The sequence below is a fragment of the Georgenia sunbinii genome, from assembly GCF_036421875.1.
In the GTDB taxonomy this organism is placed as follows: Bacteria; Actinomycetota; Actinomycetes; order Actinomycetales; family Actinomycetaceae; genus Georgenia_B; species Georgenia_B sunbinii.
On sequence record NZ_JAZGOL010000002.1, the window covers coordinates 87,522 to 112,990 of the forward strand.

Annotated in this window: 19 protein-coding genes; 4 read left to right on the forward strand and 15 right to left on the reverse strand. The window is 72.8% G+C overall.

Annotated features, from left to right (window positions below; translation table 11 throughout):
* Positions 1-16: 16 nt before the first annotated feature.
* Entirely contained in the window at positions 17-1,018 is a 1,002-nt protein-coding gene (locus V2J52_RS04840; RefSeq protein WP_331227109.1) for an endonuclease/exonuclease/phosphatase family protein, read from the reverse strand.
* 97 nt (positions 1,019-1,115) lie between these two features.
* Here V2J52_RS04840 and add point away from each other — a divergent pair, with 97 nt between their 5' ends.
* Entirely contained in the window at positions 1,116-2,120 is a 1,005-nt protein-coding gene (add, locus tag V2J52_RS04845; protein ID WP_331226554.1) for an adenosine deaminase, read from the forward strand.
* Positions 2,121-2,160: 40 nt separating this feature from the next.
* On the opposite strand, the gene V2J52_RS04850 is transcribed toward add, so the two are convergent.
* Positions 2,161-3,438, reverse strand: a complete 1,278-nt coding sequence (locus V2J52_RS04850) for a DUF6986 family protein (protein ID WP_491062115.1) — start codon at positions 3,436-3,438, stop codon at positions 2,161-2,163.
* 52 nt (positions 3,439-3,490) lie between these two features.
* Here V2J52_RS04850 and V2J52_RS04855 point away from each other — a divergent pair, with 52 nt between their 5' ends.
* The gene (locus tag V2J52_RS04855) at positions 3,491-3,940 is read left to right on the forward strand and encodes a SufE family protein (protein ID WP_331226555.1); all 450 of its coding nucleotides are present in this window, start codon (positions 3,491-3,493) and stop codon (positions 3,938-3,940) included.
* A gap of 462 nt (positions 3,941-4,402) precedes the next feature.
* On the opposite strand, the gene pucL is transcribed toward V2J52_RS04855, so the two are convergent.
* The 6 genes from pucL to uraD form a co-directional block, all read right to left on the reverse strand.
* Positions 4,403-5,344 carry a factor-independent urate hydroxylase gene (pucL, locus tag V2J52_RS04860; protein ID WP_331226556.1) on the reverse strand — a complete coding sequence of 314 codons (942 nt, stop codon included), beginning with the start codon at positions 5,342-5,344 and terminating at the stop codon, positions 4,403-4,405.
* A 58-nt stretch (positions 5,345-5,402) separates the two neighbouring features.
* The gene (xdhC, locus tag V2J52_RS04865) at positions 5,403-6,245 is read right to left on the reverse strand and encodes a xanthine dehydrogenase accessory protein XdhC (RefSeq protein ID WP_331226557.1); all 843 of its coding nucleotides are present in this window, start codon (positions 6,243-6,245) and stop codon (positions 5,403-5,405) included.
* On the reverse strand, positions 6,245-8,611 hold the full coding sequence (gene xdhB, locus V2J52_RS04870) for a xanthine dehydrogenase molybdopterin binding subunit (protein ID WP_331226558.1): 2,367 nt from the start codon (positions 8,609-8,611) through the stop codon (positions 6,245-6,247). The genes xdhC and xdhB overlap by 1 nt, the downstream gene beginning before the upstream one ends.
* A complete protein-coding gene (locus tag V2J52_RS04875) occupies positions 8,611-10,227 on the reverse strand; it encodes a xanthine dehydrogenase small subunit (RefSeq protein WP_331226559.1) in 1,617 nt (538 codons plus the stop codon). The genes xdhB and V2J52_RS04875 overlap by 1 nt, the downstream gene beginning before the upstream one ends.
* A gap of 462 nt (positions 10,228-10,689) precedes the next feature.
* The gene (gene uraH / locus V2J52_RS04880) at positions 10,690-11,028 is read right to left on the reverse strand and encodes a hydroxyisourate hydrolase (protein WP_331226560.1); all 339 of its coding nucleotides are present in this window, start codon (positions 11,026-11,028) and stop codon (positions 10,690-10,692) included.
* Positions 11,025-11,516: a 2-oxo-4-hydroxy-4-carboxy-5-ureidoimidazoline decarboxylase gene (gene uraD / locus V2J52_RS04885; protein WP_331226561.1), complete on the reverse strand. Its 492-nt coding sequence runs from the start codon at positions 11,514-11,516 to the stop codon at positions 11,025-11,027. Before uraD ends, uraH begins: the two co-directional genes overlap by 4 nt.
* A 94-nt stretch (positions 11,517-11,610) precedes the next feature.
* Here uraD and V2J52_RS04890 point away from each other — a divergent pair, with 94 nt between their 5' ends.
* A complete protein-coding gene (locus V2J52_RS04890) occupies positions 11,611-12,465 on the forward strand; it encodes a bifunctional allantoicase/(S)-ureidoglycine aminohydrolase (RefSeq protein WP_331226562.1) in 855 nt (284 codons plus the stop codon).
* A gap of 24 nt (positions 12,466-12,489) precedes the next feature.
* Here V2J52_RS04890 and allB read toward each other — a convergent pair whose 3' ends face one another.
* The 3 genes from allB to V2J52_RS04905 form a co-directional block, all read right to left on the reverse strand.
* Positions 12,490-13,848 carry an allantoinase AllB gene (gene allB, locus V2J52_RS04895; protein ID WP_331226563.1) on the reverse strand — a complete coding sequence of 453 codons (1,359 nt, stop codon included), beginning with the start codon at positions 13,846-13,848 and terminating at the stop codon, positions 12,490-12,492.
* Between the two features lie 12 nt (positions 13,849-13,860).
* Positions 13,861-15,447, reverse strand: a complete 1,587-nt coding sequence (gene aceB / locus V2J52_RS04900; RefSeq protein WP_331226564.1) for a malate synthase A — start codon at positions 15,445-15,447, stop codon at positions 13,861-13,863.
* A 227-nt stretch (positions 15,448-15,674) separates the two neighbouring features.
* Positions 15,675-16,364, reverse strand: coding sequence for a hypothetical protein (locus tag V2J52_RS04905; protein WP_331226565.1), 690 nt, complete (start codon positions 16,362-16,364; stop codon positions 15,675-15,677).
* A gap of 145 nt (positions 16,365-16,509) precedes the next feature.
* Here V2J52_RS04905 and hrpA point away from each other — a divergent pair, with 145 nt between their 5' ends.
* Positions 16,510-20,799: an ATP-dependent RNA helicase HrpA gene (gene hrpA, locus V2J52_RS04910; protein ID WP_331226566.1), complete on the forward strand. Its 4,290-nt coding sequence runs from the start codon at positions 16,510-16,512 to the stop codon at positions 20,797-20,799.
* Positions 20,800-20,902: 103 nt separating this feature from the next.
* On the opposite strand, the gene V2J52_RS17015 is transcribed toward hrpA, so the two are convergent.
* From V2J52_RS17015 to V2J52_RS04925, 4 genes are all read right to left on the reverse strand, one after another.
* On the reverse strand, positions 20,903-21,226 hold the full coding sequence (locus tag V2J52_RS17015; protein ID WP_434056376.1) for a type II toxin-antitoxin system Phd/YefM family antitoxin: 324 nt from the start codon (positions 21,224-21,226) through the stop codon (positions 20,903-20,905).
* Between the two features lie 124 nt (positions 21,227-21,350).
* The gene (locus V2J52_RS04915) at positions 21,351-24,122 is read right to left on the reverse strand and encodes an FtsX-like permease family protein (RefSeq protein WP_331226567.1); all 2,772 of its coding nucleotides are present in this window, start codon (positions 24,120-24,122) and stop codon (positions 21,351-21,353) included.
* Positions 24,122-24,865: an ABC transporter ATP-binding protein gene (locus tag V2J52_RS04920; RefSeq protein ID WP_331226568.1), complete on the reverse strand. Its 744-nt coding sequence runs from the start codon at positions 24,863-24,865 to the stop codon at positions 24,122-24,124. Before V2J52_RS04920 ends, V2J52_RS04915 begins: the two co-directional genes overlap by 1 nt.
* Entirely contained in the window at positions 24,862-25,455 is a 594-nt protein-coding gene (locus V2J52_RS04925; RefSeq protein ID WP_331226569.1) for a PadR family transcriptional regulator, read from the reverse strand. Before V2J52_RS04925 ends, V2J52_RS04920 begins: the two co-directional genes overlap by 4 nt.
* Positions 25,456-25,469: the final 14 nt, after the last annotated feature.

The following is a 25,469-nucleotide window of genomic DNA, read 5'->3' on the forward strand; positions in this document are numbered from 1 at the left end:
CCGCCGCGCCGCGGCGTCACGGCGCCACCGGACGGATCCGGGTCACCACCGCCCGGTGGTCGCTGCCGTCCACCTCGCGGACGGCGGCGTCCACGACCGTGAACGCCCGGTCGTCGACGAGCACGTGGTCGATCGCTGCCCCCAGGAGCGTGGGCAGTCGCGCCGGCCACGTCGCCACGCCGCCGACGCCGCCCTCGACCGACGCGTCTACGCAGCTGCCGAGCTCGCGCATCGGCGCGTGGTCGAGCGTGGCGTTGAAGTCCCCGCCGACGACGACGCCGCTCACCTCCCGGCACAGCGCGGTGACGGCGTCGAGGTCCCGCTCCCAGTCGGCCATCGTGCCGCCGCGCGCCAGCGGGGCGATCGGGTGGACCGCGACGAATACCGGTCCGGAGCCGTCGGCGGGCTCCGCGCGGACCGAGCCGAAGGTCGTCTCTGGACCGGCTGCCTCGGTGTACTCGCCGAGCCGGTCGCTGACGAGCAGCGCCGTCGAGCGGGCGTCCCACGCGCCCGTGCTCCGGGCGAACCACTGGTAGCCGGTGCCGGTGCGGTCGGTGAGCTCGGTCGCGATCAGCTCGGCGCTGGCGCCGGAGGTCTCGGGCAGCATGAGGACGTCCGCCGCGAGCTCGGCAGCGGCGTCGGCCACCTCGGCCGGGCCGGCGCCACCCCCGTAGGTGTTCAGCGCAAGCACGGTGATCTGCTCGCCGGGCTCGGCGGCCGCGAGCGTGCCGCTGGTGTCCAGGCCGCGGTGGCCCAGCACCGCGGCGTGCCCGAGCCCGACGGCGAGGAGCACGACGGCGAGCACCGTACGCCGCACACCGCGCCGGCCGAGGAGCAGCCCGACGAGGACGCCGAGCAGCAGCAGCGCACCGAGCCCGCCGAACCCCACGGCGAGCGCCGGCCGCAGCGCGATGACCTGGGTGACCGGCACCGTCGTCGAGAGGCCGAGCCGCGCCGGGTCGAGGCTGATGAGCGCGGCTGCCGCAATCACGAGGGTCAGCAGCCAACCGGCAAACATGCGCACAAGGACATTCTCACCCGCCGTGGCCCGGCTGGTGGACCCGGCCACCAGGGGCTGGTTTCATGGCCGGTCAGACAACCGGAAGAGGATCACCATGACCAGCACCAGTGAGTTCCTCGCCGCGCTGCCCAAGTGCGAGCTGCACGTGCACATCGAGGGCACGCTGGAGCCGGAGCTGCGGTTCCGGCTCGCCCAGCGCGGCGGCGTGCCGCTGGACTTCGCATCGGCCGAGGAGGTCCGTGCCTCCTACGAGTTCGACGGGCTCAGCGACTTCCTGGCGAGCTACTACGCGGGCATGGAGGTACTGCTGACCGAGCCGGACTTCTACGACCTCGCCTGGGCCTACTTCGAGCGGATGGCCGCCCAGAACCTCGTCTACACGGAGATCTTCTTCGACCCGCAGGCCCACACCTCACGGGGCGTGCCGTTCGACGTCGTCATCCGGGGGCTGCGGCGGGCGCAGATGGACGCCGAGAACATGCTCGGGGTGCGCAGCGCACTGATCATGTGCTTCCTGCGGGACTTCCAGCCGGAGTTCGCGATGGCGAACCTCGTGGCGTCGCTGCCCTACCGGGAGTGGATCGTCGGCGTCGGGCTCGACTCCGACGAGCGCGACAACCCACCGCGCAAGTTCGCCGCGGTGTTCGCCCGTGCCCGCGCCGAGGGCTACCGGCTGACCATGCACTGCGACCCGGACCAGCCGGACTCGATCGAGCACATCCGTCAGTGCCTGCACGAGATCGGGGTGGAGCGGATCGACCACGGCACCAACGTGCTGGAGAGCGACGAGCTCACCCAGGAGCTCATCGACCGCGGCATCGGCCTCACGTCCTGCCCGATCTCCAACCGGCAGCTCTACGGCGCCACCAAGGCCGCAGAGATCGCCGAGCTGCTGCGCCGCGGCGTGAAGATCACCATCAGCTCCGACGACCCGGCCTACTTCGGCGGGTACGTGCAGGAGTGCCTCGAGGTGCTGGTTGCCGAGGCCGGTCTTTCCGAGCAGGAGCTGATCCAGCTGCAGCGCAACGCCATCGACATCTCCTGGGCGCCGCCGCACGTGAAGGACGATTTCCGCGCGCGGCTGGCGGCACTGGGCTGATCCGGCGGCCGCTCAGCCACTCGGCTGACCCGGCGGCCGCTCAGTCGTCCCCTCCGGGGCGGCGCACCAGGGCGGCGACGTCCTCGACGCTCACGCCCGCCTGCGTCAGCTCGGCCCCGCTGATCGCCCCGCAGTCGAGACCACGACGTAGGAACCACGCCAGTGCCCGGGCGGTGGCGGGCTCGTCCATCACCGCGCCACCGGCCTGCCGGAGGTAGCCCGCCAGTCGGCCGGCTGCCGGAGCCAGGCCCTCGCGGTAGAACGCGTAGGTGGCGGCGAACCGGCTCGGCAGCTGGCCGGGGTGCAGGTCCCAGCCCTGGTAGAAGCCGCGCTCGAGCGAGCGCCGCACGAGCCGTCCGTGGTTGTGCCAGGCGGCCCGTACGTCGTCGTCGCCGCCGACCGGCAGGATGTTGGTCGACCCGTCGGAGAGCCGGACGCCGGTGCCCGCGGCGGCCAGCTGCATCACCTGCTTGGCGTGGTCCGCCGCCGGGTGCGCCATCGACTGGTACGGCGCGGCGATGCCGAGCGCCGCGGAGTAGTCGTAGGTGCCGTAGTGCAGCCCGGTGACGCGGCCGGCCCCGGCGTGGACCATCGCCGCGACGGCGGTGCGGCCGTGGTGGTCGAGCACCGCCTGCGGCGTCTCGACCTGGATCTCGAAGCGCAGCCGGCCGGCCGGCAGCCGGTTGGCCCGCTCGAGCTCGGCGCACAGCATCACCATCGTCTCGACCTGCGCCACCGCGGTGACCTTGGGCAGCGTGAGGGCCAGCCCGTCGGGCAGCGGCCCGTCCTCGAGCAGCGTGCTGACGAACAGGTCGAGGCTGCGGATGCCCCGTGCCCGGGTGACCCGCTCGAGGCACTTGAACCGGATCCCGACGAACGGGGTGCCCCGGCCGGTCGCGATCTCTCGCCGCACCCCGCGGGCGGCGGCGACGACGTCGCCGTCCTCCTCGGCATCGGGGCGCCGGCCGTAGCCGTCCTCGAGGTCGATCCGCAGGTCCTCGACCGGCTCGCGGGCGAGCTTGTCCGCCACCTGGGCGCCGACGGCGTCGCGAAGCTCGTCCGGGACGCCGATCGCCGCCAGCAGCGCCGCGGTGCCGCCGTGCTCGGCGAGCAGCCGGCGGGCCGCCGCGCCCCACTCGTGCGCCAGCCCCTCGCGGTACCGGTCGGCGGGGACGTAGACGGTGTGGACCGGCTGCCGGGAGCCGTCGTCGCCCGGGTAGGCCGTGGCGAGCAGCTCGTCGACGTCGCGCAGCCGTGCGTCGGCGTCGTCCAGGACGGCCCGGCCGAGCGAGGTCCGGGGCTCATCGCCGGGCGACACCGTCACTGGCCCCTCCCTCACGGCTGTCTGCGTTGAGTGGAAGACTACTCAGATGACCACTGCTGCCGAGGGACTACCGGACCAGCTCGCCGAGATCGTCGACGACTTCACCGCGATGTCGGTGCCGGACCGGCTGCAGCTGCTCGTCGAGTTCGGGCAGGAGCTGCCCGCGCTGCCCGAGCGCTACGCCGCGCACCTCGAGCTGCTCGAAGCCGTCCAGGAGTGCCAGTCCCCGGTGTACCTGCTCGCCGAGGTGGTGGTGAGCGATGACGAGCCGGTGGTGCGGCTGCACATCTCGGCACCGCCGCAGGCCCCGACGACGCGTGGCTTCGCGGGGGTGCTGCACGCGGCGCTCGACGGGCTGCCGGCGGCGCAGGTGCTCGCGGTGCCGATCGACGTCACCGACCAGCTCGGGCTCGGTGAAGCGGTCAGCCCGCTGCGGCTGCGCGGCATGGCCGCCATGCTCGGCCGCATCCAGCGCCAGGTGCGCGAAAAGTCGTAACAGCCCCGTCCGCGACAGCGGGATTGTCACCCACAGCAGACTTGTCACCGACAGCGGGATTGTCACCCACAGCAGACTTGTCACCGACAGCGGGATTGTCACCCACAGCAGACTTATCACCGACAGCGGGATTGTCACCCACAACAGACTTGTCATCGACAGCGGGATTGTCACCCACAGCAGACTTGTCATCGACAGCGGGATTGTCACCCACAGCAGACTTGTCACCGACAGCGGGATTGTCACCCACAGCAGACTTGTCACCGACAGCGGGATTGTCACCCACAGCAGACTTGTCACCGACAGCGGGATTGTCCGCAAGGCTCAGCGTCATCGGATCCTCAAGGCGTCGACAATCCCGCTGTCGGCGAGGAGGTTGAGCTCCGCGCTGTCGGCGCGGGGGCTCGACGGTGTCGACAATCCCGCTGTCGGCGCGAAAGGGGGGCGCGTGTCGGTGCGTGATCAGCAGAAGCCGGTGACCGTCGCCCACGCCCGCGGCTCGGGGGCCAGCCCGTCGCGGCGAACCTCCGCCTCGATGAGCCCGTACGGCCGGTCTGGGGCGTAGAAGACCTCGCCCGGGTTGTCCAGGCCGAACGGTGCGAGGTCGACGAGGAAGTGGTGGAGGTTGGGCATCGAGAACCGGATCTCGGCGATCTGCGGGTGGGCCTCGAGCACCCGGCGGCCCATGTGGAACAGCGACTGCTGCAGGGCGAGTGAGTGCAGGTCGGCGAAGGTCTCGAGCAGGATCCGCCGGACGTCCTCGTACACCGCGGTGAAGTCGACGCCGAGGTCCGCGTACCGCCACCGCGCGGTCACCGAGGTCGCCAGGATGCGGTCCGTGGTCTCCGCGAGCGTGGTGTAGCGGTCCCGGACGAAGCCGTGGAACTCCGAGCCGGTCGACTTCAGCACCGACAGCTCTTCCAGCCCGGCGACGACGAACACGTCGTCGCCGTCGCGCTGGACCACTGCGGTCCGGGTCTCGGTGCCGCCCTTGACGAAGGCGTGGTCGTGCTCGCCGTCGGAAGCGTGGTTCGGCAGCGACGTCGCGATGCGCTGCCAGCTGTGCTGCTTGACCTCCCAGCGGCCACCGCTGACCCAGTCGAAGGACTCGGTGAAGTGCCGTGCCAGCCGGATCGCGAAGTCCTCGGGCGAGCCGATGCCGTCCCTGGCGTGCGCGAAGACGGTGTTCTTCTGGGTGTCGGTGGCGACGACCGGGCCATTGTCCCCCTCGGTGTGGGCGACCGTGAAGTCGCCGCGCAGCTGGGAGCTGACCGTGAGGTCGGTGATGCGGTGACGCGCCTCGTCGCGGTCGACCTTCACGAGCCGCACCTCGGCCTTGCCGTACTGGTTGGCGCCCAGCACGATCCCGCCGCCGGCATCCGGCGTCTCCGCACTCTCGGTCATCGCTCGCTCCTTCGGTGGGGTGGGTGCGCTCGTCGCCGACGCGGGTGGACGGCGGTGGTCACGCCGGCGCCGCCACGGCCCGGCCGCCGCGGTGGGCCGTCGCGGACGTGCTGCTCTCGAGCGACTGCACGAGGGCGGCGGCGACGCTCACCGCGATGACCGCGGGCGACTTCCCGGTGATCCCCGGCAGTCCGATCGGGCAGGTGATCGTGCTGATCGCGGCGTCGTCGTGGCCGGCGTCGTGCAGCCGGCGACGGAAGCGCAGCAGCTTCGCCCGGGAGCCGATGAGGCCGACGTGCGCGAGGTCGCCGCGGGTGAGGGCGGCGTCGCAGAGGATGAGGTCCTCGGCGTGGTCGTGGGTCATGACGAGCACGTGCGCCCCGGGCGGCAGGGACCGGAGCACCACCTCGGGCGCCGGGGCGTGGTGGACGTGCACGTCGGCCTGGCCCTCGACGTCGGCCAGCTGATCAGGATGCAGCGGGTCCTGCCGGCTGTCGACGAGGTGCAGCGAGACCGGCAGCCGGGCGAGGATCCGGGCGAGCTCGTGCCCGACGTGCCCGACGCCGAAGATCGCCACCGTGGTCCGGCTGCGCAGCGGCTCGAGCAGGAGGGTGACCTCCCCGCCGCAGCACTGCTGACCGTGCCTGGTGGTCGCGTGCTCGTTGAGCGGCAGGGTCAGCTGCTCCGGTGCGGGGCTGCTGGCGGCGAGCATCTCCCGGGCGCGGTCGGTGGCGGTCGCCTCGAGGTTGCCGCCACCGATGCTGTCCCACGTGACGTCCGCGGCGACCACCATCTTGGCGCCCGCCTCGCGCGGGGCGTGGCCCCGCACCCCGACCACCGTGACCAGCACCCCCGGCCGGCCCTCGGCCCGCAGCTGCGCGACGGCGCCGAGCCAGTCCATCAGACCCTCGCCACCGACCCGTGGCGCGCGGCCACCGCGGCGTCCCGCACCGCCTGGATCGCCCAGAACACCGCCTCGGGGGTGGCCGGGCTCGCGAGGCGGACCTCCGGGTCGCTCTCGCCGAAGGCCGCCACCGCCTGGCGCAGCGCCTCCCGGACCGAGAACGCGAGCATGAGCGGCGGCTCGCCGACGGCCTTGGAGCCGTAGACGACGCCGGACTCGGTGGCCCGCTCGAAGAGGTGGACGTGGAGCTGCTCGGGCATCTCGGAGAAGCTCGGCAGCTTGTAGGTGCTGGCGGCCTGCGTGGCGAGCCGGCCGCGGTGCTCGCCGTCGGACTCGTCCCAGCGCAGCTCCTCCAGCGTCAGCCAGCCCACGCCCTGGACGAACCCGCCCTCGATCTGGCCGAGGTCGACCAGCGGCGAGAGGCTGTCGCCGACGTCGTGGACGATGTCGGTCCGCAGGAAGCGGTAGGCGCCGGAGAAGCCGTCGACCTCCACCTCGGAGACGGCGACGCCGTAGGCGAAGTACTTGAACGGCTCGCCCTGCATCCGCGCCGCGTCCCAGTGCAGGCCCGGCGTGCGGTAGTAGCCGGCCGCAGACAGCGAGATGCGCTGGAAGTAGGTGTCATGGACCAGCTCGGCGAAGGAGAGCTCGGCGTCGTGGAAGCCGATGCCGGTCACCCGGCCGTCGACGAACCGGACGTCGTCGGGGTGGATGTTCCACTTGCGCGCCGCCACCTCGGCGAGCCGGTCGCGGATCTGGTCGCAAGCGTCCTTCACCGCACCGCCGTTGAGGTCGGCGCCCGAGCTCGCCGCCGTCGCCGAGGTGTTGGGCACCTTGTCGGTGCGGGTCGGGGCGAGCCGGATGGCACTCAGCGGCACCCCGAGCGCGGTCGCCGCCACCTGCCGCATCTTGGTGTGCAGGCCCTGCCCCATCTCGGTGCCGCCGTGGTTGATGAGGACCGAACCGTCCTTGTAGACGTGCACCAGCGCGCCGGCCTGGTTGTAGGCGGTGAAGTTGAAGGAGATGCCGAACTTCACCGGGGTGATCGCCAGCCCGCGCTTCACGTGCGGGTAGGCCGCGTTGAACGCGTCGACCTGCCGGCCGCGAGCCGCGTGGTCGGAGCGCTCGAGCGCCTGGCTCCACAGCGCGGCAAGCCGCTCGGCGTGCCGCACCGGCTGCCCGTAGGGGGTGGACTGCCCCGGCTGGTAGAAGTTCGTGCGGCGCAGCTCGGCCGGGTCGAGCCCGAGGAGCGGGGCGCAGCGCCCGAGGATGTCCTCGATGACGAGCATGCCCTGCGGGCCGCCGAAGCCCCGGAACGCCGTCTGGGAAGTCTTGTTGGTCTTGGCGATCCGGCCGTGGATCTCGGCGTGCGGGATGAAGTACGAGTTGTCGACGTGGCACATCGCCCGGGTGAGGACCGGCTCGGACAGGTCCAGGCTCCACCCGCCGTCTGACGTCAGGGTGGCGACCAGCGCCTGGATGCGGCCGTCGGCGTCGAAGCCGATCTCCCAGGTGGCGTGGAACGGGTGACGCTTGCCGGTCATCGTGATGTCCTGGTTGCGGGTGAGCCGCAGCCGGACCGGCCGGCCGGTGAGCACCGCGCCGAGCGCCGCGACGGCGGCCAGCCCGTGCGGCTGCATCTCCTTGCCGCCGAAGCCGCCGCCCATCCGCAGGCACTGCACGGTGACCTCGTGGCTGCGCAGCCCGAGCACCTGGGCGACGATCTCCTGGGTCTCCGACGGGTGCTGGGTGGAGGACTGGAGGAAGACCTGCCCGCCCTCGTCGACCTGCGCCAGCGCCGCGTGGGTCTCGAGGTAGAAGTGCTCCTGACCGCCGCACTCGATCTCGCCGGCGAACCGGTGCGCCGACTGCGCCAACGCCGCTCGGGCTTCGCCGCGAGTGATCGTCGGTCGCATGCCCTGGAAGCTCTCCGCCTCGATCGCCTCGGTGAGGCTGAGCACGGAGGGCAGCGGCTGGTAGTCGACCGTCACCGCCTCCGCGCCCTGCCGCGCCGCCTCGAGCGTCTCGCCGAGCACCCAGCAGACCGCGTGGCCGTAGTACATGACCTCGTCGGGGAAGAGCGGCTCGTCGTGCTTGGTGCCGGAGTCGTTGCGGCCCGGCACGTCGGCGGCGGTGAGCACCCGGACCACACCGGGGACCGCGAGCGCCGGCTCGGCGTCCAGCCGGGTGACGCGGGCGTGCGCGTGCGGCGCCTGGACCGGCCAGGCGTGCAGCGTGCCGGTGCTGCGCAGCGCGAGGTCGTCGGTGTACAGGGCGGTGCCGGTCACGTGCTGGTCGGCGCTCTCGTGGGGGACGGCGCGGCCCACCACGGGGTCGATCGGACGTTCGGCGAGGGATGCCATCAGGGCACCTGCTCGCTGCGCGACGGATCGTGCTCGGCGTAGAACCGCAGCAGCGACTGCTCGAGCATCGCGCTGCGGTAGCGGGCACTGGCCCGGTGGTCGTCCATCGGGGTGCCCTCGCCCGCCATGACGGCCGCCGCGGCGACGACGTTCTCCCGGGTCCAGGCCCGGCCGCGCAGCGCCTCCTCGGTGGCCCCGGCCCGTACCGGGGTGGCGGCGACACCACCGAGGCCGATCCGGATCTCCGTGACGGTGCCGCCGTCGAACCGGGCAGCCAGCGCGACGGCAACGCTCGAGATGTCGTCGAACCGCCGCTTGGCGATCTTGTGGAACGCGGTGTGCTCGCGCAGCGGCAGCGGGATCCGCACCGCCCGGATGATCTCGCCAGGCTCTCGGAGCGTCTGGCGGTAGCCGGTGAAGTACTCCGACAGCGCGACCGCGCGCTCCCCGTGGCTGGCGGCCAGGACGAGCGCGGCGTCCAGCGCGAGGAGGGCCGGGGCGGCGTCCCCGATCGGCGAGGCCGTGCCGAGGTTGCCGCCGAGGGTCGCGCTGTTGCGGATGAGCCGCGAGGCGAACAGCGGGAACAGCGCGGTGAGCATCGGGACCTGGCCGTCGAGGGCGCGCTCGATCTCCGAGAGTGTCAGCGCCGCGCCGATCTCGATGTGGTCGGCGGCGACGGTCAGCGTGCGCAGCTCCTCGAGCCGGTCGATCGCCACCAGCCGAGCCGGCCGGGCGTGGCGGATATTGACCTCGACGCCGAGGTCGGTGGCACCGGCGACCAGCTGGGCCTCGGGACGCTCGGCAAGCTCGGCGAGCAGCTCGGCCAGCGTGGCGGGGCGCCAGAACTGCGCGCCGCCGACGGCGAGGGACGTGGCGCGCGGCGCCGGGGCCGGGCGCGCTCGACGCTCCGCCACCGGGTCACCGACGTCCGGGTCGCCGAGCGCGTAGGCGGCGTCGCGGATCGGGCGGTAGCCGGTGCAACGGCACAGGTTGCCGCTCAGCGCGTGCAGGTCGAAGCCGTTGGGGCCGGTCTCGCCGTGGCCGGCGGGGCGCTGACCATCAGCGGACAGGTGGCCGTCGGTCTCGCCGTGACCGTCGGTGGACGGATCGTCGTCGCGCGACCGCTGGCCGTCGCTGGAGAGATCGCCGTCGGTCGGCAGGTCGCCGTCGCTCGATGGCTGGACGTCGTCGGCCGCCAGGCCGACGGGCCGGCGACGCTCGGGCCGGTAGTACTCCGCGGCCATCGCGCAGACGAAGCCCGGCGTGCAGTAGCCGCACTGCGAGCCGCCACGGTGGGCCATCTCCCGCTGGACCGGGTGGAGGTTCTCGACCACGCCGGCGCCGGCCGCGGTGCCCAGCCCCTCCGCGGTGATGACCTCCTGGCCGTCGAGGGCGAGCGCCGGCGGTAGGCAGGCATTGACCGCCGTCCAGCGGGTGCCGGCGTCGCCGTCGGGCCGGGCGACGAGCACCGCGCAGGCGCCGCACTCGCCCTCGGCGCAGCCCTCCTTGGCGCCGGTGAGACCCTCGGCGCGCAGCCAGTCGAGCAAGGTGGCGTGCACGCCGGTACCGGCGATCTCTCGGACCCGCCCGTTGACGGTGACCTCAGCTGGACCCATCGCTCACATCCTCGTTGAGCCGTTCCCAGCACCCTAACGCGAACCCCGCCCCGCCGTCGGCCGAAGACTCCCGCCAGTTGGGTCGATCTTCTGGTGCATAGATCGACCGTCACAACGCGACATAAGTACCCAGAGGATCGACCTATCCGGAGGGTGCGGAGGGGCGGGTGCGGGCGCCAGCGTCGGCCGCCGGCGCCGGCCCGGCGGCCGGAGCGTCAGACGGCGCTATGGACGGGCCTGCGACCTCGCGGAACTGCGGATGCCGACATGAAGTCCGCGACCGGCGCGAAGTTCTGCCGCAGTTGCGGCCACAACTTTAGGTTCTCCCAGTATCTGCGGTGCCGTGGCGTCAGTGCCGGTGACTTCATGTCGGAATCCGCAACACCTTTGCTCAAGCGGCTGAGCAGTGCCGCGGTGCCGGTCTAGCGCGTCAGCCGAGCCGGTCGGTCACGCCGGGCGCCGTCAGGTGCCGCGGTAGGTGGAGTAGGCGAACGGGCTGAGCAGGCAGGGGACGTGGTAGTGGTCCTGGCCCTCCTCGACGACGAAGTCGATGGTCACCGAGGGGTAGAAGGTCGGGGTGTCCCGGGCGCGGAAGTACTCACCGGTCGCGAAGATGATCCGGTAGGTGCCCGGCGCCAGCCGCGCCGGGCCGAGCGCGCCGCAGCGGCCGTCGGAGTCGGTGGCGCCGGAGCCCACCTCGGTGACGGCGTCGCCTTCGACCCGCGACAGCGTCACCCCGACGCCCACCGCGGGCGCGCCGGCGACGGCGTCGAGGACGTGGGTGGTGATGTGTGAGGTCATGCCAGCTCCTCCTGGAGGCGACGGACGGCGATCTCTCGGAGCTGGTCGGCGGTGATCCGGTGCTCGGTGGCCGGGTCGTTGCCGAGGCGGTGCTCGAGCGCGGCGAGGATCTCGTCGCCGCCGCGGCCGGCGGCCCGGATGAGGAAGACGTGGCCGAACCGGTCCTCGTAGGCCCGGTTGGCGGCCCGCAGCCGCTCGGCTGTCGTGGCGTCGACCGCGGCCTGTTCGCGGCGCGAGTGCGCGGCGCCGGCGTCGTCGCCCGCGGGCGGCTCGCCGACGCGCGGGTGGCGCGCGGCCGCGGCGTCGACCTCCTCGTCCGTCCAGGGGTCGGCCGCCGTCCGGGCGGCCGCGAGCAACGTCCCGACGTCGGTGTACGGCCGCCCGGTCGCCAGCTCCGCGGCCCACCGCGGCACGTCGACGCAGGTGAGGAGCAGACGCCGGGCAGCGTCGTCGGAGGCGGCGTTGAAGCTCGCCAGTCCCGAGGTCACGACGTCGGCCTCCCACTAGATTCGAGGAGCGGAGCTGGTGCCACTCTCGTCACCCGCACGCAGGACCGCAACCCCCGGCCCGAAAGGACCCCCGATGCCCGAGCCGACGTACTGGTCCACCCACGGCGGCCACCCGCCGCAGACCGACCTGCTGACCGACCGGGCGATGTTCCGGGAGGCCTACGCCGTCATCCCGCGCGGCAGCCAGCGCGACATCGTCACCTCGAAGCTGCCGTTCTGGGAAGGCACCCGGCTGTGGGTGCTCGCCCGGCCGCTCACCGGCTTCGCCGAGACCTTCTCGCAGTACCTCATGGAGGTCTCCCCCGGCGGCGGCTCGCAGCGGCCCGAGGACGACCCGGCGGCCGAGGCCGTGCTGTTCATCCTCGAGGGCGAGCTGACGCTGCGCCTCGACGAGGACGCGCCCGACACCAACGAGCACCGGATGGTCCCGGGCGGCTACGCGTTCCTCGCGCCCGGCACGCCCTGGTCGGTCCGCAACGACGCCGCCGTGCCCGCCCGCTTCATGTGGATCCGCAAGGCCTACCAGCACGTCGACGGCGTGGCGGTGCCCGATTCCTTCGTGACCAACGAGCGCGAGGTCGAGCCGGTCGCCATGCCGGGCACCGACGGGCGGTGGGCCACCACCCGGTTCGTCGACCCGGCCGACGTCCGCCACGACATGCACGTGAACGTCGTGACCTTCCAGCCCGGCGCGATCATCCCGTTCGCCGAGACCCACGTGATGGAGCACGGCATCTACATCCTCGAGGGGCAGGCGGTGTACCGGCTCAACGAGGACTGGGTGGAGGTGCAGGCGGGAGACTTCATCTGGCTCCGCGCGTTCTGCCCGCAGGCCTGCTACGCCGGCGGGCCGGGCCCGCTGCGCTACCTGCTGTACAAGGACGTCAACCGGCACGTCCCGCTCGGCCTCGGCGGCATGCACCGCTGACCGGCGGTGGCGCACCGGACCCGTTCAACCGCCACGCCGCAGCAACCGCCCGCGCGGCTGCGCGAGGTCGACCTCGACGCCCCGCACGAAGCTCCGGCGGACCACCCCGCGCAGCGTCCTGCCCTCGTACGGGGTGAGGGGGTTCTTGTGGTGCAGGCGCTGAGCGCGCACGACGAACTGCTCCTCCGGCGCCAGCACGACGAGGTCGGCGTCGTAGCCGACCGCCAGCCGGCCCTTGCCCCGCACCTCGGCCCGGTCGGCGGGCCGGGCCGCCATCCAGTCGACGACCCGCTCCAGACCGATGCCGCGACGGCGCGCCTCGGTCCACACGATCGGCAGCCCGAGCTGGATCGAGGAGATGCCGCCCCAGGCGGCCCCGAAGTCGCCGTCGTCGAGGTGCTTGAGGTCCGGCGTCGACGGCGAGTGGTCGCTGGCGATGTACTCGATCGTCCCGTCGAGCAGCCCCTCCCACAGCGCCTCCCGGTTGGCCGACTCGCGGATCGGCGGGCAGCACTTGAAGGCGGTGGCGCCGGCGGGGACGTCCTCGGCGACGAGCGTGAGGTAGTGCGGGCAGGTCTCCGCGGTGAGGTCGACGCCGTCGTGCTGGGCCGCGCGGATCACCGGCAGCGAGTCGGCGGAGGAGAGGTGGACGATGTGGCTGCGCGCGCCGGTCCGCCGGGCGCGCTCGACGACCTCGACGACGGCGCCGTCCTCGGTCTGCCGGGGCCGCGAGGCCAGGTAGTGCCGGTAGTCGCGGTCCGGCGTGCTCGCCGGCCCGAGGACCGCCCCCGGGTGCTCCGCGTGCACGATCATCATCGCGCCGAGGCCGGCGAGCGCCGTCAGGAAGGTCTCGAGCTCGTCGAGCTCGAGGTGGGGGAACTCGTGGACGCCGGAGGGCAGCAGGAAGCACTTGAAGCCGAAGACGCCGTCGTCGTGCAGCGCGCGGAGCTCGCCGAGGTTGGTGGGCACCGCCCCGCCCCAGAACCCGACGTCGACGAACACCTGCGGGGCGGCGACGCGACGCTTGAGTGCCAGCGCCGCCGCGTCCACTGTGGCCGGCACGGAGTTCAGCGGCATGTCGAGGATCGAGGTGACGCCGCCGGCGGCTGCGGCGCGGGTGGCGCTGGCGAACCCCTCCCAGTCGGTCCGGCCGGGCTCGTTGACGTGCACGTGGGCGTCGACGAGCCCGGGGATGAGCGCCTCGTCGCGGGCCAGCTCGATGACGGTGCGCCCGGGCAGGCCGGTGCCGAGCGGCTCGACGGCGGTGATCACGCCGTCGACCACGCCCACCTCCCGGGGCGCGACGCCGTCGGGGCCGACGACCCGGGTGCCGCGCACGACGAGGTCGAACCGGTCACCGGTGGTGGACTCCCGCGAGGCCATCGGCGGGCCCGGTCAGGGCATCCGCTCGTAGGCCGGCAGGGTAAGGAAGTCGGCGTAGTCGTCGGCCACGGCGACGGCGAGGAAGGTCTGCTTCGCCTCCTCGTAGTCGCCCGGCTGCCCCGGCAGCGCGGCGATCTCCTCCTCGACCACCCGGCCGACGAGCTCGCGGGTGACCAGCTCGCCGGTGTCGGCCAGCGTGATCTTGTTGTGGAGCCACTGCCAGACCTGCGAGCGGGAGATCTCGGCGGTGGCGGCGTCCTCCATGAGGTTGAAGATCGCCACCGCGCCCTGCCCGGCCAGCCAGGACCGCAGGTACTGGATGCCCACCGAGACGTTGCTCCGCAGCCCGGCCTCGGTCACCTCGCCGGGCGTCGAGCGGACGTCGAGCAGCTGCGCCGCGGTGACCGTGACGTCTTCGCGGGTGTTGTCGATCTGGTTCGGTCGGTCGCCGAGCACGGCGGTGAAGACCTCCGCGCACAGCTCGACCATGCCGGGGTGCGCCACCCACGAGCCGTCGAAGCCGTCAGTGGCCTCGCGGGTCTTGTCCTCGCGGACCTTGGCGAACGCGGTCTGGTTCACCGCCTCGTCGCGGCTCGGGATGAACGCCGCCATCCCACCCATCGCGTGCGCGCCGCGCTTGTGGCAGGTGCGCACCAGCAGCTCGGTGTAGGCGCGCATGAACGGCACCGTCATCGTCACCGCGTTGCGGTCCGGCAGCACGAAGTCCCGGCCGCGCGTCCGGAAGGTCTTGATCACCGAGAACATGTAGTCCCACCGGCCGGCGTTGAGCCCCGCGGAGTGCTCGCGCAGCTCGTGGAGGATCTCCTCCATCTCGAACGCCGCCGGGTAGGTCTCGATGAGGACGGTGGCCCGGATGGTGCCCCGCGGGATGCCCAGCAGGTCCTGCCCGATCTCGAACGCCTCGTTCCACAGCCGGGCCTCGAGGTGCGACTCGAGCTTGGGCAGGTAGAAGTACGGGCCCTGCCCCTTCTCGATCTGCCGCCGCCCGGCGGTGGCCAGGTAGAGCGCGAAGTCCACGAGCGCCCCCGACGTGCCCTCGCCGTCGACCAGCAGGTGCTTCTCCGGCAGGTGCAGGCCGCGGGGCCGCACGATGATGGTGGCCAGTTCCTCGTCGGGACGCAGCGCGTAGCGCTTGCCATTCTCCGCGGTGAAGTCGATGGTGCGGTTGATCGCGTCGAGCAGGTTGAGCTGGCCACCGACCACCGACTCCCACCGTGGCGTGTTCGCGTCCTCCTGGTCCGCCAACCAGGCTCTCGCGCCGGAGTTCAGCGCGTTGACCGTCATCTTCCGGTCGGTCGGGCCGGTGATCTCCACCCGCCGGTCGACCAGGCCCGGCGCCGGCGGAGCGACCCGCCAGGAGGCGTCCTCGCGGATGCCCGCCGTCTCGGGCAGGAAGTCCAGCGTGCCGCCGTCGGCCAGCGCCGCGACCCGCCGTCGTCGTGCCTCGAGCAGCTCGCGCCGCCGGGCGTCCAGCCGGCGGTGCAACGTCGCGACCAGCTCGAGCGCGGTGGGCGTGAGCACCTGCTCGTACCGCTCACCGGACTCACCGGTCACACGCACGCCGTCGGGAGCCTTCACGTCGTCACCCACCTTCACCACGGGGAAGCGAGAGATTCTTCAGCCGAGCGTAGGTGAGAATGGACCATCGTGGGCAGTGAACAGAACGCCGCACCCGCCGGTGACCGGCCGCCCGGGGGCGATCGACGCGAGCCGATGGTGCCCGGCGCGATCCAGGCGGCGCCGGGGGCGAGGGTGCGGCTCCGCGCGGTCCGGTGAGGCCCGCGGGATCAGCGCAGCAGAGCCGGTCAGCGGGCGAAGCCGTTGATCCTGGCGCGCGCCTCGTCGCGATTCGCCCCGACTCCGCGCTCGGGCAGCGCCACCTGCGCCAGCTGCTCGGCGTGAGGGACCTGCTGTGCGACAAGCCTCTGCTGCAGCGTGGCGATCAGCTCCTCGGGGCGGCCGCGATAGGCGAAGGCCCAGAGCTTGCCGCCACGCACCGTATCTGTCGAGGTGTCGAAGCCGTGGGCCACCACGCTGCTGCGCGACCGTGCCTGCGCGGGCAGCGGCCCGTCGAAGACCAGGCCGCGCCGGGACTGCGGGAAGTAGAACAGGGTCGAGCCGAAGGACCTGCCGGTCACCGCGGACAGCCGTCCGACGTCGCTCACACAGGTCACGCCCCGCGGCTCGAGGGCGCGATAGGGGATCACGTACGGGCTCAGCAAGGGGAAGAAGCGACCGACGACCAGCCCTGCCTCGCACAGCACCAGACGGACGTCGCACAGCAACCACCACGCCACCACCAGCAGCACCAGGGGGATCGAGGCGCCCCACACCTTGGTGCCGATCCCGAGGTTCTGGTTCACCGCCGTTGCGCCGACGATGACCACGATCATCGCGACGAAGAGCAGGTGGAACCAGAGTGGGAACGTCTGCCGGTAGGTGCGCACGGGGCGACCGAAGCTCTGACGCCGGGCGATGCGCGAGGCCTTGCCCACGGCTCAGCCCTCCTCGGGAGCGAGGAACCAGGCCGCGAGCCCGAGGAGCTCCTTGACGGCCTCGGACCTCGTGTCCAGGGAGGCACCTTCGCCATCGGGGAAAGCGCGCGCCTCTTCAGCCGAGCGTAGGTGAGAATGGGTCATCGTGAGCAGTGAACAGAACGTCGCAGCCGCCGGGGACCGGCAGCCCCGGGGCGACCGACGTCCCGCGGGTGCCGGCCAGCGGCGCCGTGGTGGCGGCCGGGGCCGCACCGGGAACCGCCGACCCCGCGAGCACCGCGGCTTCACCGAGGAGCAGCTCACCGCGCGACGCGAGGCGCTGCCGGCGATCAGCTACCCCGAGCAGCTGCCGGTGTCCGCACGGCGCGACGAGATCGCCGCCGCGATCGCCGCGAACCAGGTCGTCATCGTCGCGGGCGAGACCGGCTCGGGCAAGACCACCCAGCTGCCGAAGATCTGCCTCGAGCTCGGCCGCGGCATCACCGGCCAGATCGGCCACACCCAGCCGCGCCGGATCGCGGCGCGCACGGTGGCCGAGCGGATCGCGGAGGAGCTCGGCGTCCAGCTCGGCGGGGCGGTCGGCTACCAGGTGCGGTTCACCGACGAGGTCGGCCCCACCACGCTGGTCAAGCTGATGACCGACGGCATCCTGCTCGCCGAGATCCAGCGCGACCCGATGCTCCGCCAGTACGACACGATCATCGTCGACGAGGCGCACGAGCGGTCGCTCAACATCGACTTCATCCTCGGCTACCTCGCGCAGCTGCTGCCCCGCCGGCCCGACCTCAAGGTCGTCATCACCTCCGCGACGATCGACTCCGCACGGTTCGCCGCCCACTTCAGTGCGCCGCCCGAGGACGACGGCGAGCGCGTGCCGGCCCCGGTCGTCGAGGTCTCCGGGCGTACCTTCCCGGTCGAGCTGCGCTACCGCCCGCTCGTGCCCGACCTCGAGGAGGACGACGGCGGGACCTCGGCCCCGGCCGCTACGGACGCCGACGCGCTCGACCAGCCGACCGCGATCTGCCGGGCGGTCGACGAGCTCGTCGCCGAGGGACCGGGCGACATCCTCGTGTTCCTCTCCGGCGAGCGCGAGATCCGCGACACCGAGGTCGCGCTCGCCGAGCACCTCGGGCCGCGCTACCTCGGCCGCGGGGACGCCGACCGCCCCGGCGTCATCGAGGTCGTCCCGCTGTATGCCCGGCTGTCCGCGGCCGAGCAGCACCGGGTGTTCCGCACCAGCCGCCACCGCCGGGTGGTGCTCGCCACCAACGTGGCAGAGACCTCGCTGACGGTGCCGGGGATCCGCTACGTCGTCGACCCGGGGACGGCGCGGATCTCGCGCTACTCCAGCCGGACCAAGGTGCAGCGGCTGCCGATCGAGCCGGTCTCCCAGGCGAGCGCGAACCAGCGGTCGGGGCGGTGCGGGCGCGTCGCGGACGGCATCGCGATCCGGCTGTACTCCCGCGCGGACTTCGAGTCCCGCCCGGAGTACACCGAGCCAGAGATCCTGCGGACCTCGCTGGCCTCGGTCATCCTGCAGATGGCCTCGCTCGGGCTGGGCGACATCGAGCGGTTCCCGTTCGTCGACATGCCCGACACCCGCGCGGTGCGCGACGGCATCCAGCTGCTCACCGAGATCGGCGCGCTCGACGGCGGGCAGCCGGCCGCGGACGGCGGGCCCCGGCTGACCCCGGTCGGGCGCCAGCTCGCCCGGCTGCCGATCGACCCGCGGCTGGGGCGGATGCTGCTCGAGGCGGAGAAGCTGGGCTGCGCCGCCGAGGTGATGGTGATCGTCGCCGCGCTCAGCCTGCAGGACGTCCGCGAGCGCCCCGCGGACCACCAGCAGGCGGCGGACGAGAAGCACCGCCGGTTCACCGACCCGACCTCGGACTTCCTCGCCTACCTCAACCTGTGGCGCTACCTGCGGATCCAGCAGCGCGACCTGTCCGGCTCGGCGTTCCGGCGGCTGTGCCGCGCGGAGTTCCTCAACTACCTGCGGGTGCGCGAGTGGCAGGACGTCGTCACCCAGCTGCGGCAGCTGGCCAAGCCGCTCGGGCTGACGATGCGGCCGCTGTCGCTGCCGAGCACCGCCGAGACGGCCGGCGACCCGGTCGGCGCGGCCCTCGCCCTCGGGCAGTCCGCCGACACCCCGAGCGCCGACGCGATCCACCAGGCGATGCTCGTCGGGCTGCTGTCGAACCTCGGCAGCTACGACGAGCGGCGCCGGGAGTACCTCGGCGCGCGCGGCACCCGGTTCGTGGCATGGCCCGGCTCGGGGCTGGCGCGCAAGCGGTACGAGTGGGTGATGGCGGCCGAGCTGGTGGAGACCTCCCGGCTGTTCGCGCGCACCATCGCGCGGATCCAGCCGTCCTGGGTGGAGCCGGCCGCCGCGCACCTGGTGAAGAAGGTGCACTCCGAGCCGCACTGGTCCACCAAGCAGGGCGCCGCGATGGTGCACGAGAAGGTGCTGCTCTACGGCATGACCCTGGTGGCCGACCGCACCGTGCTGCTGGCCAGTGTCGATGACGCCGACTCCCGGGCGCTGGCACGGGAGATGTTCATCCGCCACGCGCTGGTCGAGGGCCAGTGGCGCACCCACCACAAGTTCTTCGCCCACAACCGGGCGATGCTCGAGGAGGTAGCGGAGCTGGAGAACCGCACCCGCCGCCGCGACCTCGTGCTCGACGAGAACGGGCTCTACGACTTCTACGACGAGCGGCTGCCAGACTCCGCGGTCAGCGCCCGGCACTTCGACTCGTGGTGGAAGAAGCAGCGCCACGAGCAGCCCGAGCTGCTCACCTTCACCCGGGAGCTACTGCTCGGCGAGCGCGGTGACGTCTCCGCCGGGGACTTTCCCGACACCTGGCAGCAGGGCGACCTCACGCTGCCGCTCACCTACCAGTTCGAGCCGGGCACCGCGGCCGACGGCGTCACCCTCCACGTCCCGATCAGCGTGCTCGGCCGGCTGCGGCCCGACGGCTTCGACTGGATGGTCCCCGGCCTGCTGCCCGAGCTCACCGTCGCCACGATCCGCGCGCTGCCGAAGAAGGTGCGGGTCCAGCTGGTGCCGGCACCCGACGTCGCGGCGGAGGTCCTCACGATGCTGCCGCAGTGGTCGGAGGTGGCACCGGCGCCGTTCGGTGCGCCGTCGTTCCGGGAGTCCTTCAAGGCCACGGTGCGGATGCTGCGGGACGTCGAAATCCCCGACGATGCGTGGGACGACGAGCGTCTGCCGCCCCACCTGCGGATGAACTTCCGGGTGGTCGACGGCGACGGCAAGGTGCTCGGCGAGGGCACCTCGCTGGCTGCCCTCCAACGGCGGCTCGCCGCGCAGACGCAGCACGCGGTGCGCAGCGCGGTCAAGAGCGCGGTCCAGATCGCCATGGAGGAGGCCAGTCGTGACGCAGGTCCCGGTGCCGGGCAGGTCGCGCGGCGCGGGGACGACGCGAGCGGGGGCGGCACGGCGGCTGCCCGCGACGCCGGGCCGGTGGCGCCCGGGAGCTCCGCGGTGCCGGCCGGGTTCGCCGAGCAGCGCGGCCTCACCGGCTGGCCGGACCTGCCCGACGGCGTCATCCCGCGGCAGATCGAGTCGGTCGGCCCGCAGGGGCTGCTCGTTCGCGGGTACCCGGCGCTGACCACCCAGGTCGCCGGCCCGGCCGCGGGCCGGGTCGACCTCGTCGTGCTCGCCGACGCCGGGGAGCAGGTCCGCGGCCACCGGCGCGGCGTGCGCCACCTGCTGCTCGCCGAGACGGCACTGGCGACGCCGAGGGTGACCACCCGGTGGACCGGCCGGGAGGCGCTCTCGCTGGCCGCCAGCCCGTACCGCGACACCGCTGCGCTGGTGCGTGACGTGCAGCTGGCCGCGGTGACGGCGATCGCCGACGAGTGGGTGGCCCGCGGCGCCGGCGAGCCGATGGACGCGACGGCGTACGGCGAGCTGCGCACCGCGGTGCGCGCCGACCTGGAGGAGCGGGTCTACCGGATCATCGGGCAGCTGGTGGCGACCCTTGACGCGTATCGCGGGCTCGAGGCCGCGATCCGCGATGCGACGTCGATGTTCCTGCTCAACACGCTCACCGACGTCCGGGACCAGGCGGCCCGGCTGGTGTTCCCCGGCTTCGTCTCGGCCACTCCGGCCGACCGGCTCGTCCACCTGCCCCGCTACCTGCGGGCCGCCCAGCGCCGCATCGAGCGCGCGCAGGACAACGTCCACCAGGACACGAACCTCGCGTGGCAGGTCGGCGAGGTCGAGGACGAGTACCAGGCCGCCGTCGACGCCGCCCGGCACGCCACCGCCGGGCCCGACCGCGACGCGACGCTCACCGAGGTCCGGTGGCTGATCGAGGAGCTGCGGGTCAGCCTCTTCGCCCAGCAGCTGGGCACGCCGACGAAGGTCTCGGTCAAGCGCCTGCAGAAGCTGCTGCGCTCGGCCTGAGCTACCGGATCGAGCTGAGGCCGGCGGCGCTTCGGGCCCTCTACACCGTGGACGACGGCGTCCTTCTCGTCGTCGTCGTGACCCTTGGTCATCGCAGTGACGTCTACGGACGTTGACGGCGGTGGGACCTGCAGCTCCTCATCGCGCAGCTCGACCTGCGCGAACTGTCGCGACAAGCTCCTCCGCGGGCCCGGAGCTGAGGACCGGCCGCGGAACCGGCTTGCTGCGGGCGTCGTCGAGCAGGGCAACCGATGCGGTCGGCCTGACGCCATGCCTCTGGGGCGCGGCGAGCCCTGAGGGCGTCGGGACGAACGAGCACGGCGACAACACGCCCGTGCCGGGTGATCGCAACCTCTTCGCCCGCTTCCACCCGGTCCAGCTGGGCGGGAAGAGTCTGACGTGCGACGCTCGCACTGATCGTGACCATGCCGTCACCGTACGCTCACGTACAACACTGCACGGTCTGCCGTGCGCCGGACTGGACAGGGGACGGTAGGGCTGCGTCGCGGGCGCCCTCCACGCCCGCGACGCAGCCAGTTGGGGGTCGCGGGCTATCCCGCGATGCGGCGCACCATGGGCAGCCGGGAGCGGGTGAACAGCCAGGCGGCGCCCATCGCCACCAGCGGCACGCCGAGTCCGATGGCGGCCACTGCCGGCCACGGGATGACCAGCTGCCAGAGCGGGTCCACCCGGCCCCACTGGTGGCGCATCGCTGTGACGATGACGGCGGCGAGCAGCAGTCCGGTCCCGGCGCCGATCACCCCACCGATGAGGGTGAGGACGCCGGCCTGGGCCGCCGCGATCCGCCGTCGGATCCCCGGCGAGGCGCCGACGGCCGCCAGGGTGGCCAGGTCGGGCCTCGTCTCGGTCTGTGCCAGCGCGATGCTCATCATCGTTGCGCCCAGACCGACGACGAGGGCCGCAGCCACGACGATCCACACCGCGAGGGACTCATTACCGGGGCCACGCTCGACGCCGACGTAGGCCATGGTGTCGAGCTCGTAGGCGGCGTCGTAGGCAGCCGTCTCCTCGCCCTCGGTCGGCATTCGGGAGGTCGAGGCCAGCAGGCCGACGTCCTCGGTGTGCAGGCCGAGCTCCTCGACCACCTGGGGAGGGAAGACCATGGCGAACACGTCGAACATGCCGTTGCTGCCGAGATCAGCTGCGGTGGCAGGCAGCTCGTAGGTGTCGACCACCCTGACCTCCTCACCGTCGACGTAGCGCTCGTCGTCGAGGTGCACGGTGCCGTCGCGATGGATCGCGAGCTCGCTGGGGACCACGACTCGTCCCGCTGCAAGCGCCGCAGCAGCCTCCTCGGCACCCGGGAATCCGAGGCTCGTCATCAGGGTGCCGTCGTCGACGAGCACCGCACCCGAGAGCCGGGACACGAGCGTCTGCGTTCCCGACCACGCCGACTGCTGGCACCGTGGGTCGTCAGCGTGCTCGAGGAGCTCGGCGGTGCCCGGGCTGCTGAGCTCGTCCAGCGGGCACGCGTCGCCGCCGGGCCATCTGGTGAGGAAGAAGGCTGCCTCGTCGGCGGACGCGGCATCGTCGGGATCGATGAGCGAGGCCATGGCCACGGTGTGCACGGCCTCGACCGGGAGTGTGGCGTGCACGATGCTCGACAGAGCCGTGAGCTGGTCAGCAGTCACGGCCGCGTCGGACTCGAAGGGGAGGATTCCTGCGATGACCGTGCCCTCGGGCCCTGCGGCCATGTACGTCGCGTCTCGGTGCGCCTCGGAGGACGCAATGAAGCCGGCTCCGGCAGTGGCGCCCGCGAGCGCCGCGATGATGGCCGCAACCGCCGGCGCGGTCCGGGACCGCTGCCGGGACGCGTCGCGCAGCGCGAAGCGTCCCGCGAGTCCCAGGCGCGGCGCCAGCCGGGCCACCAGCGCGACGATCGCGCCGGCCGTGGCCACGATCCCGATCTCCAGCGCGACGACGCCGCCCACGACGAGGAAGGGTTGCGACGCGCTCGCCCCGACGATGGCCACCGCGACGCCGGCGCCGGCGAGCACCGCACCGATGATCGCCACCCGGCGGCGCGGACGGGCCTCGGCGCGACGGCCGGCGAGCGCGGCCACGACGTCGAGCCGGCCGGCGCGCCGAGCCGGCAACCAGGCGGCGGCCGTGGCGATGAGGGTTCCCAGGGCGATGACCGCCGGCAGCACGAGCCAGGGAATCCGGAGCGCCGGGAAGGTGAGCGGCCAAACGAGGTTGACGCCCCAGACCGCGAGGACGGCGACGCCCAGCCCGAGCACCACGGCGAGCGTCGAAGCCGCCAGCCCGATCGTGACACCACCGAGCAGAACGACCCGACGCAGCGTTCGGGCATCGCCACCGACGGCCGCGATCATCGCGAGCTGACGCTGGTTGCGCTGGGCGCCCACGGCGAAGGCGGGGCCGATGAGCAGGATCGCCTCGACGAGCACGATGGCGGCGACGGCACCGACGACCGCAACGACACCGGCGTCGGTGCCGCCCATATCCGGGCCGCCGTGCCAGGTATCCGGGTTGAGCACGACGTGCCGGCTCAGCACCGGCGAGCCGATGGCATTGAGCTGTTCGACATGCGCGGCGGTGACGGGACTGTCGCCGAAGACGTACCAACGCACCTGCCGCTCGCTCCTCCCGCTCTGCGTGCCGTCCGGCACCGCGGGCAGCGTGCCGGTCAGCGCGAGGGCGGCGTCCGTCGCCGCACCGGCTTCGAGGACGCCTGCAACCGTGCCGGTGAGCGGCTCGTCGAGGCCCAGGTCGATCGTCAGGGCGTCCCCGACCTCCACCGAGAAGGTCTCGGCGGTGTCCTGACCGACGAGGAACTCACCGGGAGATCGGGGCAGTGCGCCGGAGGTCAGCGGTGCCGTGACGAGGTCGGCGAGCCGGTCCTCGGGCAGCTCGAGGACCTCGGCGTGGGACGGCCGGGAGCGCGCCTCGCTCGTCGCCATCCCGCCGTCGGCCGTCGCCCGCACCAGCTCGGCGTCAGCCGGCAGTATCGCGGCGATCGCGCGCTCGTGCTCGACGTCGCTCGGCGGATCGGAGTCGTCGCCTCCACCGCCCATCGGCCCGTACTGCCCGAGCACACCCTGGTCGACCTCGCCGGCCCAGCGCGCGCCGATCTCGGCCTGGGCAACATCCCCGAGCCGGCTGGCGACGATCTGCTCAGGAGTCGGTTCCCCGGAGTTCAGCAGCGTGCCGCCGGCGGTACCGACGAGCAGCGGCAGCCCGATCATGGTGGCCACGAGCGCGGTGCGGCCCTTGGCCCGCCGGGCGTCGCGCGCCGCGATACGGGCGGCGGCCCGGAGCGCGACGAGCCGGCGCGCCATCAGTGCCCGTCCGCGGTGGTCAGCAAGGACTCCGGCTCGGCCGGGTCGCCGGTGGAATCGATGACCACGCCGTCGCGCAGGAAGATCGTGCGGTCCGCCCAGGCAGCGTGGCGTGCCTCGTGGGTGACCAGCAGGCCGCCCGCGCCAGCGTCGATGCGTGCCCGCAGCAGGCGCAGCACGTCCTCGCCGGTGGTGGAGTCCAGCGCACCGGTCGGCTCGTCGGCGAGGATGAGACGGCGCGGTCCGACGACCGCGCGGGCGATGGCCACCCGCTGGCACTGCCCGCCGGACATCTCGTCGGGGAAGCGGCCGGAGAGCTCGGCGAGACCGACCTCCTCCAGCGCCGCCGTCGCCTCCGCGCGGGCGCTGCGTAGCGCCACGCCGTCGAGCTCGCGGGGCAGCGAGATGTTCTCCAGCGCGGTGAGCGCGGGGATGAGGTTGAAGTCCTGGAAGACGTAGCCGATGGAGCGCCGTCGGAGCTTCGCGCGTGCCTGCTGGTCGAGCGAGGTCAGCTCGTGACGGCCGAGGTTCACCGTTCCGGCGGTGGGTGTGTCGAGCCCGCCGGCGATGTTGAGCAGCGTCGACTTCCCGGAGCCGGAGGCACCCATGATCGCCACCAGCTCGCCGATGCGGATGTCCAGGTCCACGTCGCGCAGGGCGTGCACGGCCGTGGGACCGTCGCCGTGCACCCGGCCGACACCGCGCAGGCTCAGCAGGACGGGCCTGGCATCGGGTGTGCTCATCGCCGTGCCTCTTGGTCCTGTCGCGACGACGGGCTCACGTCGGCCGCGCCCTGCTCTGCCGTTCGTTGATCCGGTGCCGTCCGAGCGGCTCGGGCGACCTTCGCCTCGACGTGGTCGAGCCAGCGGATCTCTGCCTCGAGGGCAAAGATGAGGTGGTCGAGCACCAGGCCCCACGCGAGGTCGTCGCCGGCGGTGCGGTGCAGCCGGGTGTACTCGTGAAGCGAGCGCATCGACTCGCGGCGCTGGCGCTGGACCAGGTCGACGACGTCGACTCCCGGCGCGGCAGCGGCCAGCGCGAGCTTGATGACGAGCTCGTCACGGGCCGGCGCCCCCCGCTCCACGGGCGTCGTCCACCATGCGGCTGCGGCCTCGCGCCCGGCAGTGGTGAGCCCGAAGCGCTCGACGTCGCTCCCCTCACCGGCGAGCGCCTCGACCAGGCCGTCGCGGGCGAGGCGCTGCACCGTCGTGTAGACCTGCCCGATGTTGAGCGGCCAGGTGCTCCCGGTGCGCTCCTCGAACTGCTGCTTGAGCTGGTAGGTGTGCATCGGCTCCTCTGCGAGGAGGGCGAGCAGACCGTGCCGGACCGACATGTCATCTCCGATGG